Origin of the sequence: Salinispora pacifica DSM 45544 (assembly GCF_000378845.1) — a bacterium.
GTDB classification, from domain to species: Bacteria; Actinomycetota; Actinomycetes; order Mycobacteriales; family Micromonosporaceae; genus Micromonospora; species Micromonospora pacifica.
On sequence record NZ_KB905360.1, the window covers coordinates 23,872 to 40,567 of the forward strand.

General features: G+C 67.1%; 15 protein-coding genes and 2 CRISPR repeat arrays. Of the genes, 13 read left to right on the forward strand and 2 right to left on the reverse strand.

Translation table 11 applies throughout. The features are described 5' to 3' along the window. Positions 1-262: 262 nt before the first annotated feature. On the reverse strand, positions 263-1,180 hold the full coding sequence (locus tag SALPAC3_RS0124630; protein ID WP_018223830.1) for a ParB/RepB/Spo0J family partition protein: 918 nt from the start codon (positions 1,178-1,180) through the stop codon (positions 263-265). 1 nt (position 1,181) lies between these two features. After that, positions 1,182-1,922 (reverse strand): ParA family protein, encoded by a 741-nt coding sequence (locus tag SALPAC3_RS0124635; protein ID WP_026185875.1) that lies wholly within the window; start codon positions 1,920-1,922, stop codon positions 1,182-1,184. Between the two features lie 514 nt (positions 1,923-2,436). Here SALPAC3_RS0124635 and SALPAC3_RS0124640 point away from each other — a divergent pair. The 13 genes from SALPAC3_RS0124640 to SALPAC3_RS0124700 all read left to right on the forward strand — a co-directional run bounded on the left by SALPAC3_RS0124640 (position 2,437) and on the right by SALPAC3_RS0124700 (position 16,372). Beyond that, positions 2,437-3,021, forward strand: a complete 585-nt coding sequence (locus tag SALPAC3_RS0124640) for a hypothetical protein (RefSeq protein ID WP_018223832.1) — start codon at positions 2,437-2,439, stop codon at positions 3,019-3,021. A gap of 141 nt (positions 3,022-3,162) precedes the next feature. Beyond that, positions 3,163-4,339: a CRISPR direct-repeat array (repeat unit 31 nt; unit sequence GTTGCGATCCCTGGTAGGGGCGATGAGGACC). A 246-nt stretch (positions 4,340-4,585) separates the two neighbouring features. Further along, positions 4,586-5,377 (forward strand): CRISPR-associated endoribonuclease Cas6, encoded by a 792-nt coding sequence (locus tag SALPAC3_RS0124645; protein ID WP_026185876.1) that lies wholly within the window; start codon positions 4,586-4,588, stop codon positions 5,375-5,377. Between the two features lie 5 nt (positions 5,378-5,382). Next, complete coding sequence (locus SALPAC3_RS0124650; protein WP_232430588.1) at positions 5,383-6,837, forward strand: hypothetical protein; 1,455 nt, start codon at positions 5,383-5,385, stop codon at positions 6,835-6,837. Beyond that, complete coding sequence (gene cas7i / locus SALPAC3_RS0124655) at positions 6,834-7,865, forward strand: type I-B CRISPR-associated protein Cas7/Cst2/DevR (RefSeq protein WP_018223835.1); 1,032 nt, start codon at positions 6,834-6,836, stop codon at positions 7,863-7,865. The genes SALPAC3_RS0124650 and cas7i overlap by 4 nt, the downstream gene beginning before the upstream one ends. Then, positions 7,865-8,545: a CRISPR-associated protein Cas5 gene (gene cas5 / locus SALPAC3_RS0124660; protein ID WP_018223836.1), complete on the forward strand. Its 681-nt coding sequence runs from the start codon at positions 7,865-7,867 to the stop codon at positions 8,543-8,545. The genes cas7i and cas5 overlap by 1 nt, the downstream gene beginning before the upstream one ends. Before the next feature lie 4 nt (positions 8,546-8,549). Then, positions 8,550-10,988 (forward strand): CRISPR-associated helicase/endonuclease Cas3, encoded by a 2,439-nt coding sequence (locus SALPAC3_RS0124665; RefSeq protein WP_018223837.1) that lies wholly within the window; start codon positions 8,550-8,552, stop codon positions 10,986-10,988. Then, complete coding sequence (locus SALPAC3_RS0124670; protein ID WP_018223838.1) at positions 10,988-11,482, forward strand: CRISPR-associated protein Cas4; 495 nt, start codon at positions 10,988-10,990, stop codon at positions 11,480-11,482. The genes SALPAC3_RS0124665 and SALPAC3_RS0124670 overlap by 1 nt, the downstream gene beginning before the upstream one ends. Continuing rightward, entirely contained in the window at positions 11,482-12,462 is a 981-nt protein-coding gene (gene cas1b, locus SALPAC3_RS0124675) for a type I-B CRISPR-associated endonuclease Cas1b (protein ID WP_018223839.1), read from the forward strand. The genes SALPAC3_RS0124670 and cas1b overlap by 1 nt, the downstream gene beginning before the upstream one ends. Before the next feature lie 9 nt (positions 12,463-12,471). Next, positions 12,472-12,729 (forward strand): CRISPR-associated endonuclease Cas2, encoded by a 258-nt coding sequence (locus tag SALPAC3_RS0124680; RefSeq protein ID WP_232430584.1) that lies wholly within the window; start codon positions 12,472-12,474, stop codon positions 12,727-12,729. Positions 12,730-12,842: 113 nt separating this feature from the next. Beyond that, positions 12,843-13,955: a CRISPR direct-repeat array (repeat unit 31 nt; unit sequence GGTCCTCATCGCCCCTACCAGGGATCGCAAC). 275 nt (positions 13,956-14,230) lie between these two features. After that, positions 14,231-14,908, forward strand: coding sequence for a recombinase family protein (locus tag SALPAC3_RS0124685; RefSeq protein WP_018223841.1), 678 nt, complete (start codon positions 14,231-14,233; stop codon positions 14,906-14,908). Continuing rightward, entirely contained in the window at positions 14,905-15,468 is a 564-nt protein-coding gene (locus tag SALPAC3_RS0124690; RefSeq protein ID WP_157632364.1) for a Ros/MucR family transcriptional regulator, read from the forward strand. The genes SALPAC3_RS0124685 and SALPAC3_RS0124690 overlap by 4 nt, the downstream gene beginning before the upstream one ends. Before the next feature lie 118 nt (positions 15,469-15,586). Continuing rightward, positions 15,587-15,907 carry a hypothetical protein gene (locus tag SALPAC3_RS0124695; protein WP_018223843.1) on the forward strand — a complete coding sequence of 107 codons (321 nt, stop codon included), beginning with the start codon at positions 15,587-15,589 and terminating at the stop codon, positions 15,905-15,907. 66 nt (positions 15,908-15,973) lie between these two features. Beyond that, a complete protein-coding gene (locus SALPAC3_RS0124700; protein WP_018223844.1) occupies positions 15,974-16,372 on the forward strand; it encodes a helix-turn-helix domain-containing protein in 399 nt (132 codons plus the stop codon). Positions 16,373-16,696 lie beyond the last annotated feature (324 nt).

Consider the following 16,696-nt stretch of genomic DNA (forward strand, 5'->3'; position numbering starts at 1 on the left):
GGTCACCAGCTTCGAGAACAAAGAGGCACTACTCAGCGTTCTCCGAGGCGAGACCGTGGACCAGTGGCGGCTCAACAAGTGAGCCGACCGGGTCGCTGACCACACCGCCGGGCTAGGCAGCGAGTACAGCACCAGCTAGACCAGCACAGTCAACACTGCGCCAAGAGGGAAAACACGCTGTTGGCCGGCACCCGAACCGGGCGCCGGCCAACAGCCGTACCTAAGGCCCACCGCCCGGGACTGCTGGCCAATAGCGAGTCGCCTATTCAGTGCCAGCCGGTACCTGCTTCTGATCATCAGGAGTGGTGTAAACCTGCAGCAGTAGCTGAGCCAGCGCTCGAAGGTCTTCAGGTGTCATCTCTGCCTGTAGCGACTTCGCGATCTTGTCGGGAGTGCCGCCGAGGTGCCTGATGGCCGACGCGACCTTGCGCGGACGTCCGCCTTTTTCTCGGCTGTCGACAGCGGCTTTGGGGACTGCAGTCTCGTTAACCGCGGTTAATTCTGGCTTGTGCTGGCGCTGTCGCAGTTCCTCAAGTTGCTCTGTGGGTGGTAGCTGGTGGAGGTCTCGCACGTCTCGTAGTGGCACCTCACCCGACCTCAGCATCGACTGCAGCTCCGGGGCAAGCTTGAGCAGGTTGAGTCGCTGGGTCACCCATGCAGGAGTGCGGGATAGGCGTTCGGCTGCTGCCTTCCCTGTCCTGCTCTCCTCCACCAGGAGTTGAACTGCTCGCGCCTCCTCGATCGGGTCCAGGTTTTCCCGGTCAAGGTTCTCGGCTGCGGTGGCACCGACCCAGGTCTCTCGGCTCTCAGCCAAGTGGTTCTTGACGATGATGTCGAGTGTGGCCAGGTTGGCCAGCAGTGCGGCTGCGCGCCGCCGGCCGCCGGTGACTTGCACCCAGAGGGCTTTACCGACCGCAGGTCCGTGCTCGGGGTAGATCCGTAGGAACGCTTCCCGGGGAACGACGGCACATGGCTGGAGTTGTCCGTGCGTTCGCATCGAGTCCGCGATGCTTTCGATCTTCGCGTGATCGGTATCGAGGTCTCGGGTGTTCAGTGGGTTGGCTGCGATCTGCTGTACGCGAGCCGTCCGTGGCGCTGATTCGGCAAGGGCGGGAACGCGTGCCTCAGGTAGGGCCGGCTCGCTGGCGAGGTCTGACAGGTTGATTCGTTTCCCCGCCACGTCAGACCTCCTGGAGGCTTGGCGCGGTCTGCGGTGGGGTTGCTGCTGTCCCCCCATAGCCCATCTCCAGCGCCAGCCGGAAGAAGTCTTCACGCGCTTCCATCGCTACACGGTTCCGCGGATACTGCGTCACCACCATTCCCTCGGCAGATGCCCGAGAGTGCAGCTTGTAACGGCGGATGACTGCGTTGCACATGGCCCAGCCCTTGCGCTGGATGAACTGCGCGGTTTGCTGCAGGTCAGGCAGACCGTCACGCGGATCCCAGCTGTTCACGACCACTCGGTACGGGATGCCACGGGGCGCAATGACGGCCTCGATCGTACGGCTGGTGGGGTCGTAGCACAGCGGCTCCGGCACCATCGGCACGAGTACGTCATCGCACTCGTCGAGCGCGGCCTGGAGGATCCGCTCATCCTCTAGCGACCCCGGTGTGTCGACGAAGATGTGCTCGTAGTGCAGGTTCCGTAGCTTGCCAAGGTCGCGTGGGTCGTCGACCTGGGCGAAGTCGAACGGCAATCCGCCGTGCTTCTCTACCCGCTTTGACCACCAGACAGAAGACGCCTGAGGGTCCGTGGAGGCAACCATCACCGGACTGTCCGGGTCACCCACCGCTTCAGCGGTCGATCGGAGGATTGGCTCGGGGTGAACCAAAACGTCATACGTCACCGCCCCCAGGTTGACGGCGAGCGTGGTCTTGCCGACGCCGCCCTTTTGGTTGGCGATGACATGCACCTGAGTCATGTTGGCTCCGTTCCGTGTGCTTCCCTGGCCGTCACGGCCGAGGTACTTCGGATGCCGCCCCATGCTAGATCCAGTTCCGGCCTGCTCAGAAGCCTGGTCCGCCCCGGAGTGTCGGCGATTAACCGCGGTTAATCGCCGACAGGGCTCGTAGCCGTTTGATGCCTACCTCGCGGGAGATGTATGCCTTGAGAGGAGTGTCATCGGTGTCTGGTTGATGCCCTGGTTGGGTGTGGTCGGGGGCGCGGTGGTGGTGGAATCCCGGCCGGCGTCGGGGCGTTACACCCTGCGTACGACCGAGGAGGCGCCCCGCCCGTGGCGGGTGCCGCCCGTGCGTGAGCCCCGGAATGATGGCGGCCCGCCGGTCGTTACACATGAACCCGGCACCGTGAGAGCCCCGCAGGGCCGCGGTTGCCTGAGGATCTTCTTCTTGTTCTGTTGAGCGCCCGACGGTGCTCGCACCCACCCTGAACCCCCTTTCGGGCGTGGGCGTCGACCCCCGAATGGAGCACACCTCATGAACACGATTCTGCGTCGTAGCGTGCTTGGTATCGCTGGTCTGGCCCTGTCCACCGGTGTCGTCGCCGGCCCCCTGGCCACCCTCACCGACACCACCCCCACCCCCGCCGCCGCAGCGGCGGTGCAGGTGGCGAAGCCGGACATGGACACGCTGATCCCGCACGGCACCCAGGGCAAGCAGTCGCGTATCGACCTGGGTGATGAGCAGACCGCGAACGTGAAGGCCATCATCGAGGCCACGAAGAAGGCCGGCATGGGCGAGCGTGCCGCCGTCGTGGCGATCGGCACCAGCCTGCAGGAGTCGAAGCTGGAGAACCTGGGACACCTGGGTGACCGCAACGACCACGACTCGCAGGGCCTGTTCCAGCAGCGCCCGTCCTCCGGCTGGGGCACCGTGGAGCAGATCACCGACCCCGAGTACTCCACCACCGCCTTCCTCAACGGTTTGAAGCAGGTCGAGGGCTGGCAGGACATGCCCCTGACCGAGGCCGCGCAGACGGTGCAGGTGTCGGCGTACCCGTTCCACTACGCCCAGTGGGAAACCCAGGCCGCCGACCTGGTCGCCGAGCACTGGACCAGCTGACCCCGGCACCACCACCAGACCTAACCCTCAAGGGGGAAAGAAACTGTTGGCCGGCACCCGACACGGGTGCCGGCCAACAGCCATACCTGGGCGTCGCCAGGCGAGGGCATCGTGAGGACTGCCGGGTAGATGGTTCGTACTGGGGCTACCCCTGGTAGGGGCGATGAGGACACGCCAGTGCCCACCGCTCGCCCTCATCCAACTCCTCAGGTTGCGATCCCTGGTAGGGGCGATGAGGACACGCCCGACGAATACAGGCGGCCTACGGCATCAGCGGGTTGCGATCCCTGGTAGGGGCGATGAGGACATGCGGCCGGCGGTGATGGCGTCGAGCAGTCGTTGTTGCGATCCCTGGTAGGGGCGATGAGGACCGGCCAGCTCGTACGTAATCGCCTCGCCGGCGAGCATGTTGCGATCCCTGGTAGGGGCGATGAGGACCGGGTCCGTGACGGGGGCACCGTCGAGCAGGCCACGTTGCGATCCCTGGTAGGGGCGATGAGGACCGGTCGTAGTTGAGCTGTTCCAACAGCCCGTAGTTGACGAGTTGCGATCCCTGGTAGGGGCGATGAGGACGTATTGCGGCGGCCCTGCCGGCTGCTGCTGCCCCTGGGGTTGCGATCCCTGGTAGGGGCGATGAGGACACCACGGACCAGGTGCAGCGCCTGGCGCAGGTCATGTTGCGATCCCTGGTAGGGGCGATGAGGACCCGGGATCGTGACGGTGCATCGGGAGCTGACCGGCTGGACGTTGCGATCCCTGGTAGGGGCGATGAGGACGCCCGTTCGTCCGTACTGCGGCTATGGACCGGATTATCGGTTGCGATCCCTGGTAGGGGCGATGAGGACGTCTGGCTGCCGCTACGCTTTCCGAACATCGGGACCCTCGTTGCGATCCCTGGTAGGGGCGATGAGGACGGGATCCGACCAGACGGCGGAACGGCAGGTCACGCAGGTTGCGATCCCTGGTAGGGGCGATGAGGACTCGGCGTGCTCCCGAGCAATCTGCCCCACTCGGCATCGTTGCGATCCCTGGTAGGGGCGATGAGGACGCGGCAGCCGGATCACCAGATGGTGACGCACCATCTCGTTGCGATCCCTGGTAGGGGCGATGAGGACACGCCCCCAGGCGGTCACCGTGCCATCAGGGTTGACGGTTGCGATCCCTGGTAGGGGCGATGAGGACCGGTCCGGGGTCGGGCGCACCTTGTGCACCTGGAGCAGTTGCGATCCCTGGTAGGGGCGATGAGGACCTGGAGCCGGGGGAGGGGCTGTTGCGGCTGCTGGCGGTGTTGCGATCCCTGGTAGGGGCGATGAGGACCCCAAACTTAAGTCCCTGGTTAGAGGGCTCGTGTTGGGGGAGTTGCTGGCTCATTTGCGGTGAACCTCCGGTGCTGCAGCTTACCCCGGGGTATCGCTGCAATCGGCTTAGATGATCAAAGTCTCGGTCCCGTCGGGTGCTGGATCTGGCGTTGGCGCAGAGCGTCGCTCATGTGACAGATCACTTTTCTTGTCGGTGGGTCTGTCTAGGGTGGCCGAGTTGTTGGCTGCAGCCCAGGGAGGCGCTGGTGCGGTTGCGGGTGCATGTGGTGACGCGGGCGTCGGAGATTCCGTGGCCGATGGTGCTGGCTCCCGGGCGGGGGATCGCGTACCAGTTGCTTGCGGTAGCGCATCCTGATCTCGGAGAGCGGCTACACGAAAAGGGTTCAGGGCCCTACGGCATGACTCCGATCGCGCACAGTGCTCCGGTGTTTCCTGGTGCGCGACGTCAGCGCGGCCGGTATGCGGCCGGTGGTCGGGGTGTGGTGGAGTTCGGCAGCCCACTGCCGGAGGTGGTGGAGGCGTGGGCGAGAGCGCTTCGGCAGCGAGAGATGCTCGACTGGGGCGGGGTGGCGATGCGGATCGCCAACGTGGAGGTGGTCTCGCCACCGGAGTTCGCTGGGGGGCGAGCGAGGCTGCGGACTGCCACACCGGTCGTTATGAAGCGTGGCGGTGTGGTTCCCGCGACGGTAGCGGCGCGGCGTAATGCCGGCGTTGTCGAGGCACCGGCAGACCATGCCAGATCGCAGGTCGATGCATCGGGGGAGCGGGTGTGGCTGCTGCCGACCGATCCGGAGTTCCCGGCTTACGTGCAGGGCAACCTGCGTCGCAAGGTGGAGACGTTGGGCCTGCGGAGCACCGTGTCGCTGGAATCGATCACGTGGGTCGGGCCGAAGCGGTCATTCGGCGTGGGTGGAGGTGCCAAGCCGGGTGCGCCGATCGAAGCCGGGTTGAGCGGCGATGTTGAGGCGTTGCAGGCCATCTGGAGTTGGGGGTTGGGGCAGGCAAACGCGGCGGGCTTCGGATGGATTCAGGCGTGACCACTATGGCGGCTGAGCAGGGCGACGCGCCGCTGGTGGACTGCGTGGAGCTTACGGCCCATCCGCTGCAACGCATCGGTGCGTACGCGTTGGCGGCGCTGGCCGAGGTGGATTCCGTGGCGGTGGTGTCGGGTGGGCGCCTCGAGTCGGTAGCGGCCTTGATGGCTGATCATGCTGTCGCTGCGGCGACGGGCCCCGACAGCAAGGCGCCGGAGGGCTTCTGGCTGAAGTGCAGTCTGTCGTTTTTTCCGAACTCGCCGATGAACCACCCGAGTAACGGCAAGAAGGCCCCATCGGTAGTGGCGGACGCGGTCCGGAAGTGGCGGGGCCGCCCGTCCTCCGCCCGGGATCCGTTAGCCCCGTGCGTGCTGTGCGGTCGGCCGGGGGTGGGGTTCTACGGCAAGTTGGATGTGGCGTTGGCGGAGAGCGACGCCTACCGGAACAACACACCCCGTGGTCATCAGGGGATGGCGCTCTGCTGGCCTTGTCTGTGCTGTTTCTACGCGTTGCCGTACGGCAGCCAGTTGAGCGGCGGTCCGGGGATGGCGTTGCACAGCTGGGACGAGGATTTTCTGGCGTGGACCGTTGCGGAGCAGGTGGATCGCAACCGACGGGAGATTCTCGTTGGGCGAGGCGTACCGTGGCAGCCGCCGTCCCGGGAGGTGCTCGCACTGCGGGCTCTGCGGGAGTACCGCGATGAGCTGAACGCCGGGGTCGAGTTGTTGGTCTACAGCAACAACAACCGTGGCCAGGTGCTCGACGTCCACGTGATGGATCAACCATTGGCGGAGTGGCTTCGGCGAACCAGCCAGGCGCCGGCGGCTCGGGCCGGCTACTCCGCTCTGCTGCGGGCGCACAAGACTGCGGATCGGCCCGGGGTGGTCGCGCTGGCGCGTAACGCTTTCCGGGATCCGGGCCGGATCGTGGCTACGGCCAGTGGCTGGCTGAGTCGGCGAGCGTGCGCTGGCCGGTTGCCGGCTGGTACGTCGGAGCTGGTGACGTTGTGTATGTCCTACGTCGATGAGGTCATGGGGATGGACCAGGAGAATCTTGCGGAGATCCGGGCGACGGCCGATCGGGTCGGTCAGCTGCTCGGCGAAGGTACCGCTGGGCAGTTCAACAAGTTCTACGCCGCCTTCCGTAAGCCGGCTCTGCTGCGCGGATGGTTGCGTCGGCAGGCGGCGGACTGGGCGTTGCATGGTCCGCGGACGGCCGGCGTGGGCGCCTCGGTGCCGGGACAGTCGTTGGTGAGCACGCGTGCGTACGAGTTGTTGTTCGATCCCGGGTTGGACAGCCAGGCGTGGTTCCACCGGGAGTTGTTCCTGTTCGCGGTGCTGGAGAAGCTGCATCAGCTCGACTGGCGGCCGCAGGACGCGGACCAGGCGGCCAAGGAACTGGCCGAGGACGAGGAGGACGCGATGGAGGACGAGGACCTGGTCGAGGGCAGGGAGACACGATGACCTTCCTGGCGGGCAAGGTGTTAGTCGAGGTCGTCGCGGGTGCGCCGAACAATGGTCAGAGCGAGGACAACGTCGGCAAGGCAAAGTCGATGCGGATCGGGCGTGATGTCTATCCGTACGTGTCGGCGCAGGCGTTCCGGCGGTGGTTGCGGGACTCGATGCCGGCGGAGGAGAAGCGGTCGCCGGTGACCCGGTTGGGTTCCGGTAAGAAGCAGCAGGCGTACACGGAAGGCCGCCCGGATCGGTATCTCGACGATGACCTGTTCGGGTACATGGTGGCGATCAAGGGTGGTAAGGGCACCTGCCAGCGGGACACCGTGCTGGCGACCGGCACGATGGTCGCGGTCACGCCCCGGCAGCCGAAGGAAGACTTCGGCACGATGAGCCGGGGGCTCGCGGCGGGCGAGAACCCGGTGCTGCATTGGCACGAGTTCTACAGCGCCGAGCTGGCCGGGGACCTGCTGCTTGATCTGCCACGGGTCGGGGTGTTCGAGACCGGCGGTTCCGGGCTCAAGGTGGCGTTGCCAGCCGCAGCAGCCGCGCAAGCCAAGGCAGCCGGAGCCGACGAAGTGCAGTTCCGGGACACCGTCTGCCTACGGTTGGGAATCGCGGAGCGGCGCAGACGGACAGCGGTGCTGCTGCGTACGCTTGCCGCCTTGCGGGGCGGCGCCAAGCAGTCGCTGCACTACGGCGACCGGACCCCGGCAATGCTGCTGCTGGCCCCGATGAAGGGCGGGATCAACCCGTTCACCCGCATTCTGGCCGCTCAGGACGGGCGCACTGTCTTCCGCGCGGACGTCCTGCGGGATGAGTTGCACGCGTGGGAAGACGAGCTGGAAGCGCCGGTGATCCTCGGCTGGGCACCGGGCTTCCTGAGTGACCAGCGGGCCAAGGCGAGCAACGACCTGGCGGATCTGGTCGCCGACGGGAAGGTGACGATCGGGCACCCGCGGACGATGCTGCAGGCCCTGGCCGACCGGATCGAGCAGGGTGAGCACGACGACTGGTTCGAGGAGCCAAAGCGCTGATGGGGAGGCCGGTCAGCGCGTTGGAGGTGACCGTCACCGCGCCGGTCGCCTCGTTCCGCAACCCGCTCTACGCCGCCGTTCAGCTGACTCTCGCGTGTCCACCACCGGCCACCGTCGGTGGACTGTTGGCGGCGGCCGCCGGCGGATGGGGGCGCGTCGACCCGGACACCCGTTTCGCCATGGCCTTCCAGGCGCGGGGGCGGGGAGAAGATCTGGAGACGTACCATCCGCTGGCGGCGGCCGGCGGTAAGCCGGATCCGACCCCTCGGGGGCGGCAATTCCTTGCCGGGGTGCAACTCACCGTCTGGCTCGTCGGTGACCTTGACGACTGGCGGCGTCGGCTACGCCGACCGGTGTGGCCGCTGCGGTTGGGGCGCAGCCAGGACCTGGTCGCCGTCGCGGTCCGCGAGGCGGAGCTGCAACCGGGCGGCGGCCGGCAGGGCCATGCGCTGCTGCCGGGGGAGGCGACGCGTTCGGGCACCCGGATGCGTCTGCCAACCGCCGTATCGCTCGACCGAGCCCGCACCCGGTGGGACGACTACCGCTACCACGAGGCGGGCTCCGCCGAGCGGGTGCCGTCCGGCTGGTCTGCCGCCGGCGGTCAGGTGGTGGTCCTGCTACCGCCAACTCACCCCACGCACGCCGAGCCGGCAGCGTCCGGGCGATTGGCGGAGGCGTAGCGGGGTGGACCAGGTTCTCGACCGTGTCCTAGCCAAGAGTGCCCGGTTGGGACGCCCGGCCGAGCTGCTCATCGAGCACTTGGATGCCACGCTGGGCGCGGCCGTCGACTTGCGGCGCCGGATCGGGCCGATCGCCGTCACCGAGCCGGTTTTGGGTGAACGGTTCTGGCCGGTGTCCTTGCTTGCCGCGCTGACTCACGACGCCGGTAAGGTCCCTGCCGGGTTTCAGGCCATGGTGACCGGCGGCGGGCCGTGGGGCGAGCGGCACGAAGCGCTGTCTCTGGGCTTCCTGCCACCGTTGGTGCCGGATGGTGGGCTGCTGCTGTGGGTGGCGGAGGCGGTTGTCACTCACCACCGCCCGCTGACCAGCCCGACCGGGGCCGGCCTCCGGTCGATCATGACCCTGTACGGCGGCTGTACCCTCACCGACTTCCGCGAGCGTTTCGGCCCAGTGGACCCGGCAGTGGCTGCGGCACTCGAGCGTTGGCTGATCCACGCCGGGGGACATCTCCTCGCCGCCGACCGTGCCGACGACACGGTGATCGGCCCTGACGTCGTGGCTCGAGCACATCAGGTGCTGACCGACGTACTGGGACGGTGGCGTCGCCGCCGGGCAACCGCCGATGAGGGCTTGACCGCCATCCTGCTGCAGGGCGCCGTCACCCTTGCCGATCATCTGTCGTCGGCACACAGCACTCTGCATGTCACGCAACCCATCGGCCCGGGCTTTTCCAAACGGCTACGCCAGCGGTTCAGTGAGAACGGCCGGCGGCCGTACCCGCACCAAGAGCAGTCCGGCGCGTTGCGGGGGCACCTGTTGCTGCGGGCGCCGACCGGCAGCGGCAAGACTGAGGCCGGCCTGTTCTGGGCCGCCCGGCAGGTCACTGACCTCATCGCCGCCGGCGCGGGAGCACCGAGGGTCTTCCTCGTTCTGCCCTACCTGGCGTCGATCAACGCGATGGCAGACCGCCTCGTCGGCGTACTCGGCGACCGGGAACTCGTCGGCGTGGCGCATTCCCGCGCCGCGTCGTACCACCTCGCCACCGCGATCGACGAAGCCGCCAGCGCTGACCCGGACACCCCCGGCCCGGATGGAGCGCTGCCGCTGTACGCCGCCCGCAAGGCGGTAGCTCGGCGCGCAGCCACCGAACTCTTCCGCGAAACCGTCCGGGTCGGTACGCCGTACCAGCTGCTGCGCGCGGCACTGGCTGGGCCGGCGCACGCTGGGATCCTGCTCGATTCGGCCAACTCGGTGTTCGTCCTCGACGAGCTGCACGCGTACGACCCAAAGCGGTTGGGCTTCATCCTGGCCGGCGCGGGAATCTGGGTGCGGCTCGGTGGTCGCGTCGCGGTGATGTCGGCGACCCTGCCGGCCGTGCTGGCGGACCTGGTCCGGGACGCCATCGGAGATCCGGTCGAGTTGGTCACTGCTCCGGCTGGGCTGACCCTGCCCCGCCACCGGCTCCGGTTACGCCCGCACCACCTCACCGACGACGAGGCCCTGCGGGAAGCCCGAGCTCACCTGACCGCAGGCCGCTCCGTACTCATGGTGGCGAACAATGTCGCCGACGCCCAGACAGTGTTCGATACCCTAGCCGCCGACGCCATCGCCGCACACGGCCCGGACGGTGCCCTCCTGCTGCACTCCCGGTTCCGGCGAATGGACCGCACCCGCGTCGAGCGGAAAATCATCGACCGGTACGGCGCTCACCGAACCCATTCCGGGCGTCGGTTCCCCGGCCTCGTCGTGGCGACACAGGTGGTGGAGGTCTCCCTCGACGTCGACTTCGACCTGCTGTTCACCTCCGGAGCGCCGCTGGAAGCGTTGCTGCAACGGTTCGGGCGGGTCAACCGGGCCGGTGCCCGGGAACCCGCCGACGTCGTCGTGCACGAGCCGTCCTTCGGCCCCCGCCGCGGCGAGGGCCGGCAGGTCGACTACGCCGACGGTGTCTACGACAGCGAACCCACCCGCGCGGCGATGTGGATCCTCCACCAGCACGCCGACCTCGCCGTGGACGAGGAACACGCCACGAAGTGGCTCGACGAGATCTACGCCAGCACCTGGGGACAGGAGTGGCGGCACCAGGTCGACACCGCTCGTGTCGACTTCCAACAGGCTTTCCTCACCTTCAAGCGACCGTACGACGATCGCAGCCACCTCGCCGATGCCTTCGACAGCATGTTCGACGGCACGGAAGCGGTCCTGCTCGAAGACCTGCCCGAATATGAGGCCGCGCTGACCTCGGCCACCGGCCGCGCCGAAGGCCGCCTGCTCGCTGCAGACTGGCTTATCCCGCTGCCCGGCTGGGCAGTCGGTCTGAGCCGCCTGGATCGATCCCTCGGCGTCGAAATCATCGATGGCGACTACCGCCCCGACCGGGGCCTTACCGCGATCCGGGGGACCGTCGGGGCTAACCGGTATCAGCCCGGCGAGGTGATCTGATGCGCGAAGCAGACATCGGTGGCGTGCACATCAAGTACCTCTACCACTGCCAACGGCAGCTTTGGCTCTACGCCCGAGGCATCCGCCCCGAACACCTCAACATCGCCGTGCAGTTGGGCGAAGCCGTGCACGACACCTCCTACCAGCGCAACGCACCGGTCGACCTCGGTGCAGCCCGACTCGATCACATGGACGGCCAGCACTGGGTTCACGAGGTGAAGTCCTCCACCCGGCCCCCCCCAGCCGATGAGGCACAGGCCATCCACTACTGCCACCAGCTGCACGAAGTCGACGTCCCGGCACAAGGGGCGGTCCTGCACTACCCCAAGACCCGGCGTACGAAGAAGATTATCTATGGCGCCAGCGAGGTCGAACAGGCTCGGGCCGACATCCACAGAGCCCTCGCCGTCGTCTCCGCCGACACCCCGCCGCCCCGACTGACCCGCAGCGCCTGCCGCGGATGTAGCTTCCTCGACTACTGCTGGAGTGACTGATGCCAGCCGCGAGCCGCACCTACTGGCTCACCACCGCCTGCCGCATTCGACGGCAGGACCAGTCCCTCGTCATCGAACGTGAAACCGGCGACAAGGTTCACATCCCCATCACCGACGTGCGCGACATCGTTGCCTGCTCCACCGTTGACATCAACACGGCCGTCGTCTCCCTGTTCAACCGGCATCGCGTCAACCTCCACTTTCTCAGCCACTACGGCGACTACGCCGGCTCCCTGCTCACCAGCGACACCAGCACCTCCGGCGAGACAGTTATCGCCCAGGCCAAGCTCGCCACCGACCCGCACGCCAGCCTCCCCATCGCCCGGGACCTGGTGATCGCCACCGCGTTCAACGTCCGCCGCGTCGTTGACCGTGACCTGCTCGACAAGCCCTACGACACGCTGAAGACATCGGTGCGAGTGGCGGAGTCGAGCAGCCAACTCATGGGCGCCGAAGGCACCTTCCGCCGCTCCGCGTGGCAGGTGCTCGACACTCGCCTGCCCGAATGGCTGCAACTCAGCGGCCGGCACCGCAGACCGCCGCGCAACGCTGGCAACGCCTTCATCTCATACGTCAACGGCATCGTCTACGCCCGAGTGCTGACCGCGCTGCGTCTGACCCCACTGCATACCGGCATCGCCTTCCTGCACAGCACCATGGAGCGGCAGCGACATTCGCTAGTCCTCGACCTGGCCGAGGTGTTCAAACCTCTGTTCGCCGAACGACTGCTCCTGCGACTGGCCGGCCGGGACCAGCTCAAACCTCACCACTTCGACTCTGACGTCAACCAAGCCATGCTCAGCGAAAACGGCCGGAAGCTGGTCGTGCAGACCGTACGCGATGAGTTGGCGAAGACGGTCCAGCACCGCAGCCTCGGCCGGAAGGTCGCCTACGACGAACTGCTGTACCTGGAGGCGCTGCGGCTGGCCCGCTACTGCCTGGAACGCGAGCCGTACAAGCCGTTCCGGATCTGGTGGTGACCTGTGTACGTGATCGTCGTCTACGACACCGCCGCGAACCGTAACCCCAGAATCCTGCGAACCTGCCGCCAGTACCTGCACCACGTCCAACGCAGCGTGTTCGAAGGCAACCTCAGCGACGCACAACTCCGCCGCTTCCGGAGCGCCGTCGACAAAGCGATCGACGCGTCGTACGACAGCGTACTCGTCTACACGTTCCTTCCCGGCACGACTGGTCAGCGGCAGGAGTGGGGGCGGTCTCAACCCAGCCCTTCAGATATCTTGTGATCTTGGCCGGTTCAGCGACATGCCGAGGTAGATTGCACTACCGGAGGTTCGCTGCAAATTGAGCACGGAACCGGCCAGTCAGAGGGCCCATGACCAGGGACTTAACGCTGGGGGGTCCTCATCGCCCCTACCAGGGATCGCAACGAGATCAGCCAACCGGGAGAGGGACCTCTAGCCCGAGGGTCCTCATCGCCCCTACCAGGGATCGCAACACGACGGCGTTCCTCGCCACGCTGGTCACGCAGGACAGGGTCCTCATCGCCCCTACCAGGGATCGCAACATACATCACGGCGCTGTCCGCGCCAGTACCGTGGCGAGGTCCTCATCGCCCCTACCAGGGATCGCAACCACAAACGAGCGTCCGGTGATCCGCTCAAACTCAGAGGTCCTCATCGCCCCTACCAGGGATCGCAACGAGACGTGGCTGCGGGCGTTGCGGAACCTGCCGGGGTCCTCATCGCCCCTACCAGGGATCGCAACGCGATGCCAGGGTCCTGCGCGAACATGACCTTGGTGTGGTCCTCATCGCCCCTACCAGGGATCGCAACTCAAACCAGCGGACCAGGCGGCCACCGGCGAGCACGCGGTCCTCATCGCCCCTACCAGGGATCGCAACAAGATTTGGCGGGCTGGGTCAGTTACCCAAGCGCGGGGTCCTCATCGCCCCTACCAGGGATCGCAACGGTGCAGGAACGACCGGAAATCAGCTCGGGGCGGCGGGGTCCTCATCGCCCCTACCAGGGATCGCAACCGGATCGGGTGGGCGTCGGTGATGCCGGCGATCCATGGTCCTCATCGCCCCTACCAGGGATCGCAACATCAGTGGTGACGACCTGTACGCGCTCTTCCACCTGATCGGGTCCTCATCGCCCCTACCAGGGATCGCAACCGGCCCACGCCAACCGAGACGGGCACGCGTGGCCGTCCGGGTCCTCATCGCCCCTACCAGGGATCGCAACCTTGGGGAACCGCTGGTTGAGCTGGTCTCGGGCCTCGGTCCTCATCGCCCCTACCAGGGATCGCAACTGGAATGCTGCTGCGAGGACGGCGATCAGCTCGTGGTCCTCATCGCCCCTACCAGGGATCGCAACACATGATCGTCGGAGCGGACGTGACCGGTGACGGGGTCCTCATCGCCCCTACCAGGGATCGCAACGCGGGGAGCCGTGCGATGAGCAGGGCGACGGTCTGGGTGGTCCTCATCGCCCCTACCAGGGATCGCAACCCGCCCAGGACGCCGGTGACACCGGTGCCGGGATCGCCGGTCCTCATCGCCCCTGGGGTGTTGGTAAGAACGACGACACCAGGGGCCAAATGGTTGATCTTCACGGGCCACCCGGGGCGATCGACGGTCGTTGAGCTGGTGTCCCGTTAGGGGAACCCTCAACGGACACCCGCCGGCAGTGCCGACGACACGCGTCCACCAGCGACGAAGACTGTCTCAGATAGGGTGTCCGGTGGTTTGTCCGGTGGTGGGGGGCTATCCGTTACGCTCCACCCGTGACCGCCGTGCTGATCGGATACGCCCGCTGCTCGACCGACAAGCAGGATCTAGAGGCCAACCGCCAGATCCTGCTCGACCTCGGGGTGCCGGCCGAACGGATCTACCTTGACCGGGCGTACTCCGGCACCAACCGCGCCCGGCCCGGCCTGGACCAGGCCCTCGCCGCCGTGCGGCCCGGTGACACGCTCGTTGTACCGAAGCTGGACCGGCTCGCCCGGTCCGTCCCGGACGCCCGGCAGATCGGTGACTCCCTCGCCGCGCGCCGTATCCGGCTGCAGTTGGGCACGATGGTCTACGACCCGACTGACCCGATGGGCAAGATGTTCTTCAACATCTTGGCCACCTTCGCCGAGTTCGAGGTCGATCTACTACGGATGCGGACCCGGGAGGGCATGGCCATCGCCCGGGCCAAGGGCAAACTCAAGGGCCGGGCACCGAAGCTGTCGGCCCCACGGCAGGCGCATCTACTCAAGCTGCACGTCGCCGGGGAGCACACCGTCGCCGAGTTGGCCGAACTGTTCGAGGTGTCGCGCCAGACGGTGTACAGGGCGCTAGAGCGTGCCCGGGCTCGCCGCGACGACGGCCGTACCGAGACCCTTGAACATCGCCCAGGAGGTGCCGGGTCTGCAGATGCAGGGCAGGCGAACAGATCTCCAGCAGGCAGATGGCGATGACCGCCGCTGAGCCGACTCCCGGTGACCCTGACGGGCACAGCCGATGGGCGATGCTTGAGGCCACCGAGGACGGCGAGCTGCTGCGGTGTCACGAGTGCGGCACGTGGAAGCGGGCGCTGGGCACCCACGCCTGGTACGCCCACGGCACTACTGCGGCGGAGTATCGCCGCCGGCATGGCCTGTCGAGTGGGCAATCGTTGGCCTCTCCCGCCACACAGCAGCGGTTCGCGGCGATGCCACAGGCACAAGCCGGCAGTAGCGGGCGCCGTGCTTTGGAGGCCAGCCGGGACCCAGATCGCGCGCGGGCGGCGATGACCGCCGAGGGTCAGCATCGTCCGCAGCGGGTGGCGAGTCGGGTGGCGACTGGCTCTCAGGCGCGCAGGGGGCGCGCCCTCAGCGTGGCGGAGATTGCGGCACTCGCCCACGCTGAGGGGGACATTGAACGCTGGTCGCGGGTGGCGCAACGGCTCGTAGATGACGGGGTGCGCCAGGCGGAGATCGGCCGGGCGACGGGGATCCCGGCGCCGACAGTGTCGCAGCGTCTCCGTCGCCGACGCTGATCCCGCCCGAAAGTCGCATCGGACACGCCACCAAAACCTTGCGCTTCCTAAAATAGGAAGCTAAGATTGAGGTGTCGGTCAGGGGAGTAGCCCCAGACCCAACCGGAAGGAACCGGCCATGATCACAACCGTTTACGGCACCTGGAACCGCATCGAGTCCCTTTCCCTCAGCGTGGAGCAGTCAGTCGCCGACTACCTCGGCGACTTTGTCGACGACTACGACTTCGCCGCTGTAGTTGGTGACTACCGCGCCGCGATCAATGGTGCGCTGCCCGACAGTGTCGTCCTGTCCGGGGACGAGTTCATCGGACCATACGACGCCGCCGACCGGGACTTCGACGGCTGGCCCGTCGACGAGGATGGGCGCCTGGACCTCAAGGCGATTGTGGACGGGGTCGATCTCGATGAGATCGCGAACCGTCACGACAAGACGATCTGATCACTGACGCCCGTGCGGCCCGCGTAGCCGGAGCCGCGCGGGCGTCGTCTCATCCTGGAGTCACACATGGCCGACTACGCCGACCCGCCCGGTATGCCCGAGGACGAGCGGATGACCGACGCCGAGTTTCGGGTGGTCCGGGAACACCTTGGCCTTACGGGCGATTGGCTCGCCGCGCACCTGGGCGTCAGCCCGCGCACGGTGCGCCATTGGGAGCAGGGCAAGTACCCGATCCCGGATGGGGTGAGGCTGGCGATCGAGGACCTGGAGCGGCGCACTGCCGAGTTCGTCGGTGGCGTTGTCGAGAAGCTGTTGGACGTGCCGGACCCGGCCGTGCCAACGTACCGCTCGGATGCGGAGTACCGCGCAGCGCATCCTGAGGTCGAGTTCCCCGCGTCGTGGCATCGGGCCGTGGTGGCCCGCATCGCCCAGGAGGTGCCGGGCCTGCGGATCGGGTACCAGTGACCGCGCCCGCGCCCGTGGTCAGGGCGGCAGCGCGTCGATCACGCGATGCGCCGGCTCGGGCAGGCTCTCGGTGATGTCGTCGACCACCAGGACGACGACATCGCCTGATCGGCCTCGGTTCGATCCCCCTGCTCGTCAGACCAACGACAACGGGCCTACGGCGATCGCCGTAGGCCCGTTTGCGCGGAACTAATCAGTCAAGACCAAGTTTCGCGGGTTGTTTGTTATTGGGCACCGACCTGCAGGCGCAGTTGGAGCTGGCCCGCCGAGGGCTGACGCCTGCGGGCCGCCGGATGCTCAGCCATCGACCATCGGACAACCAGT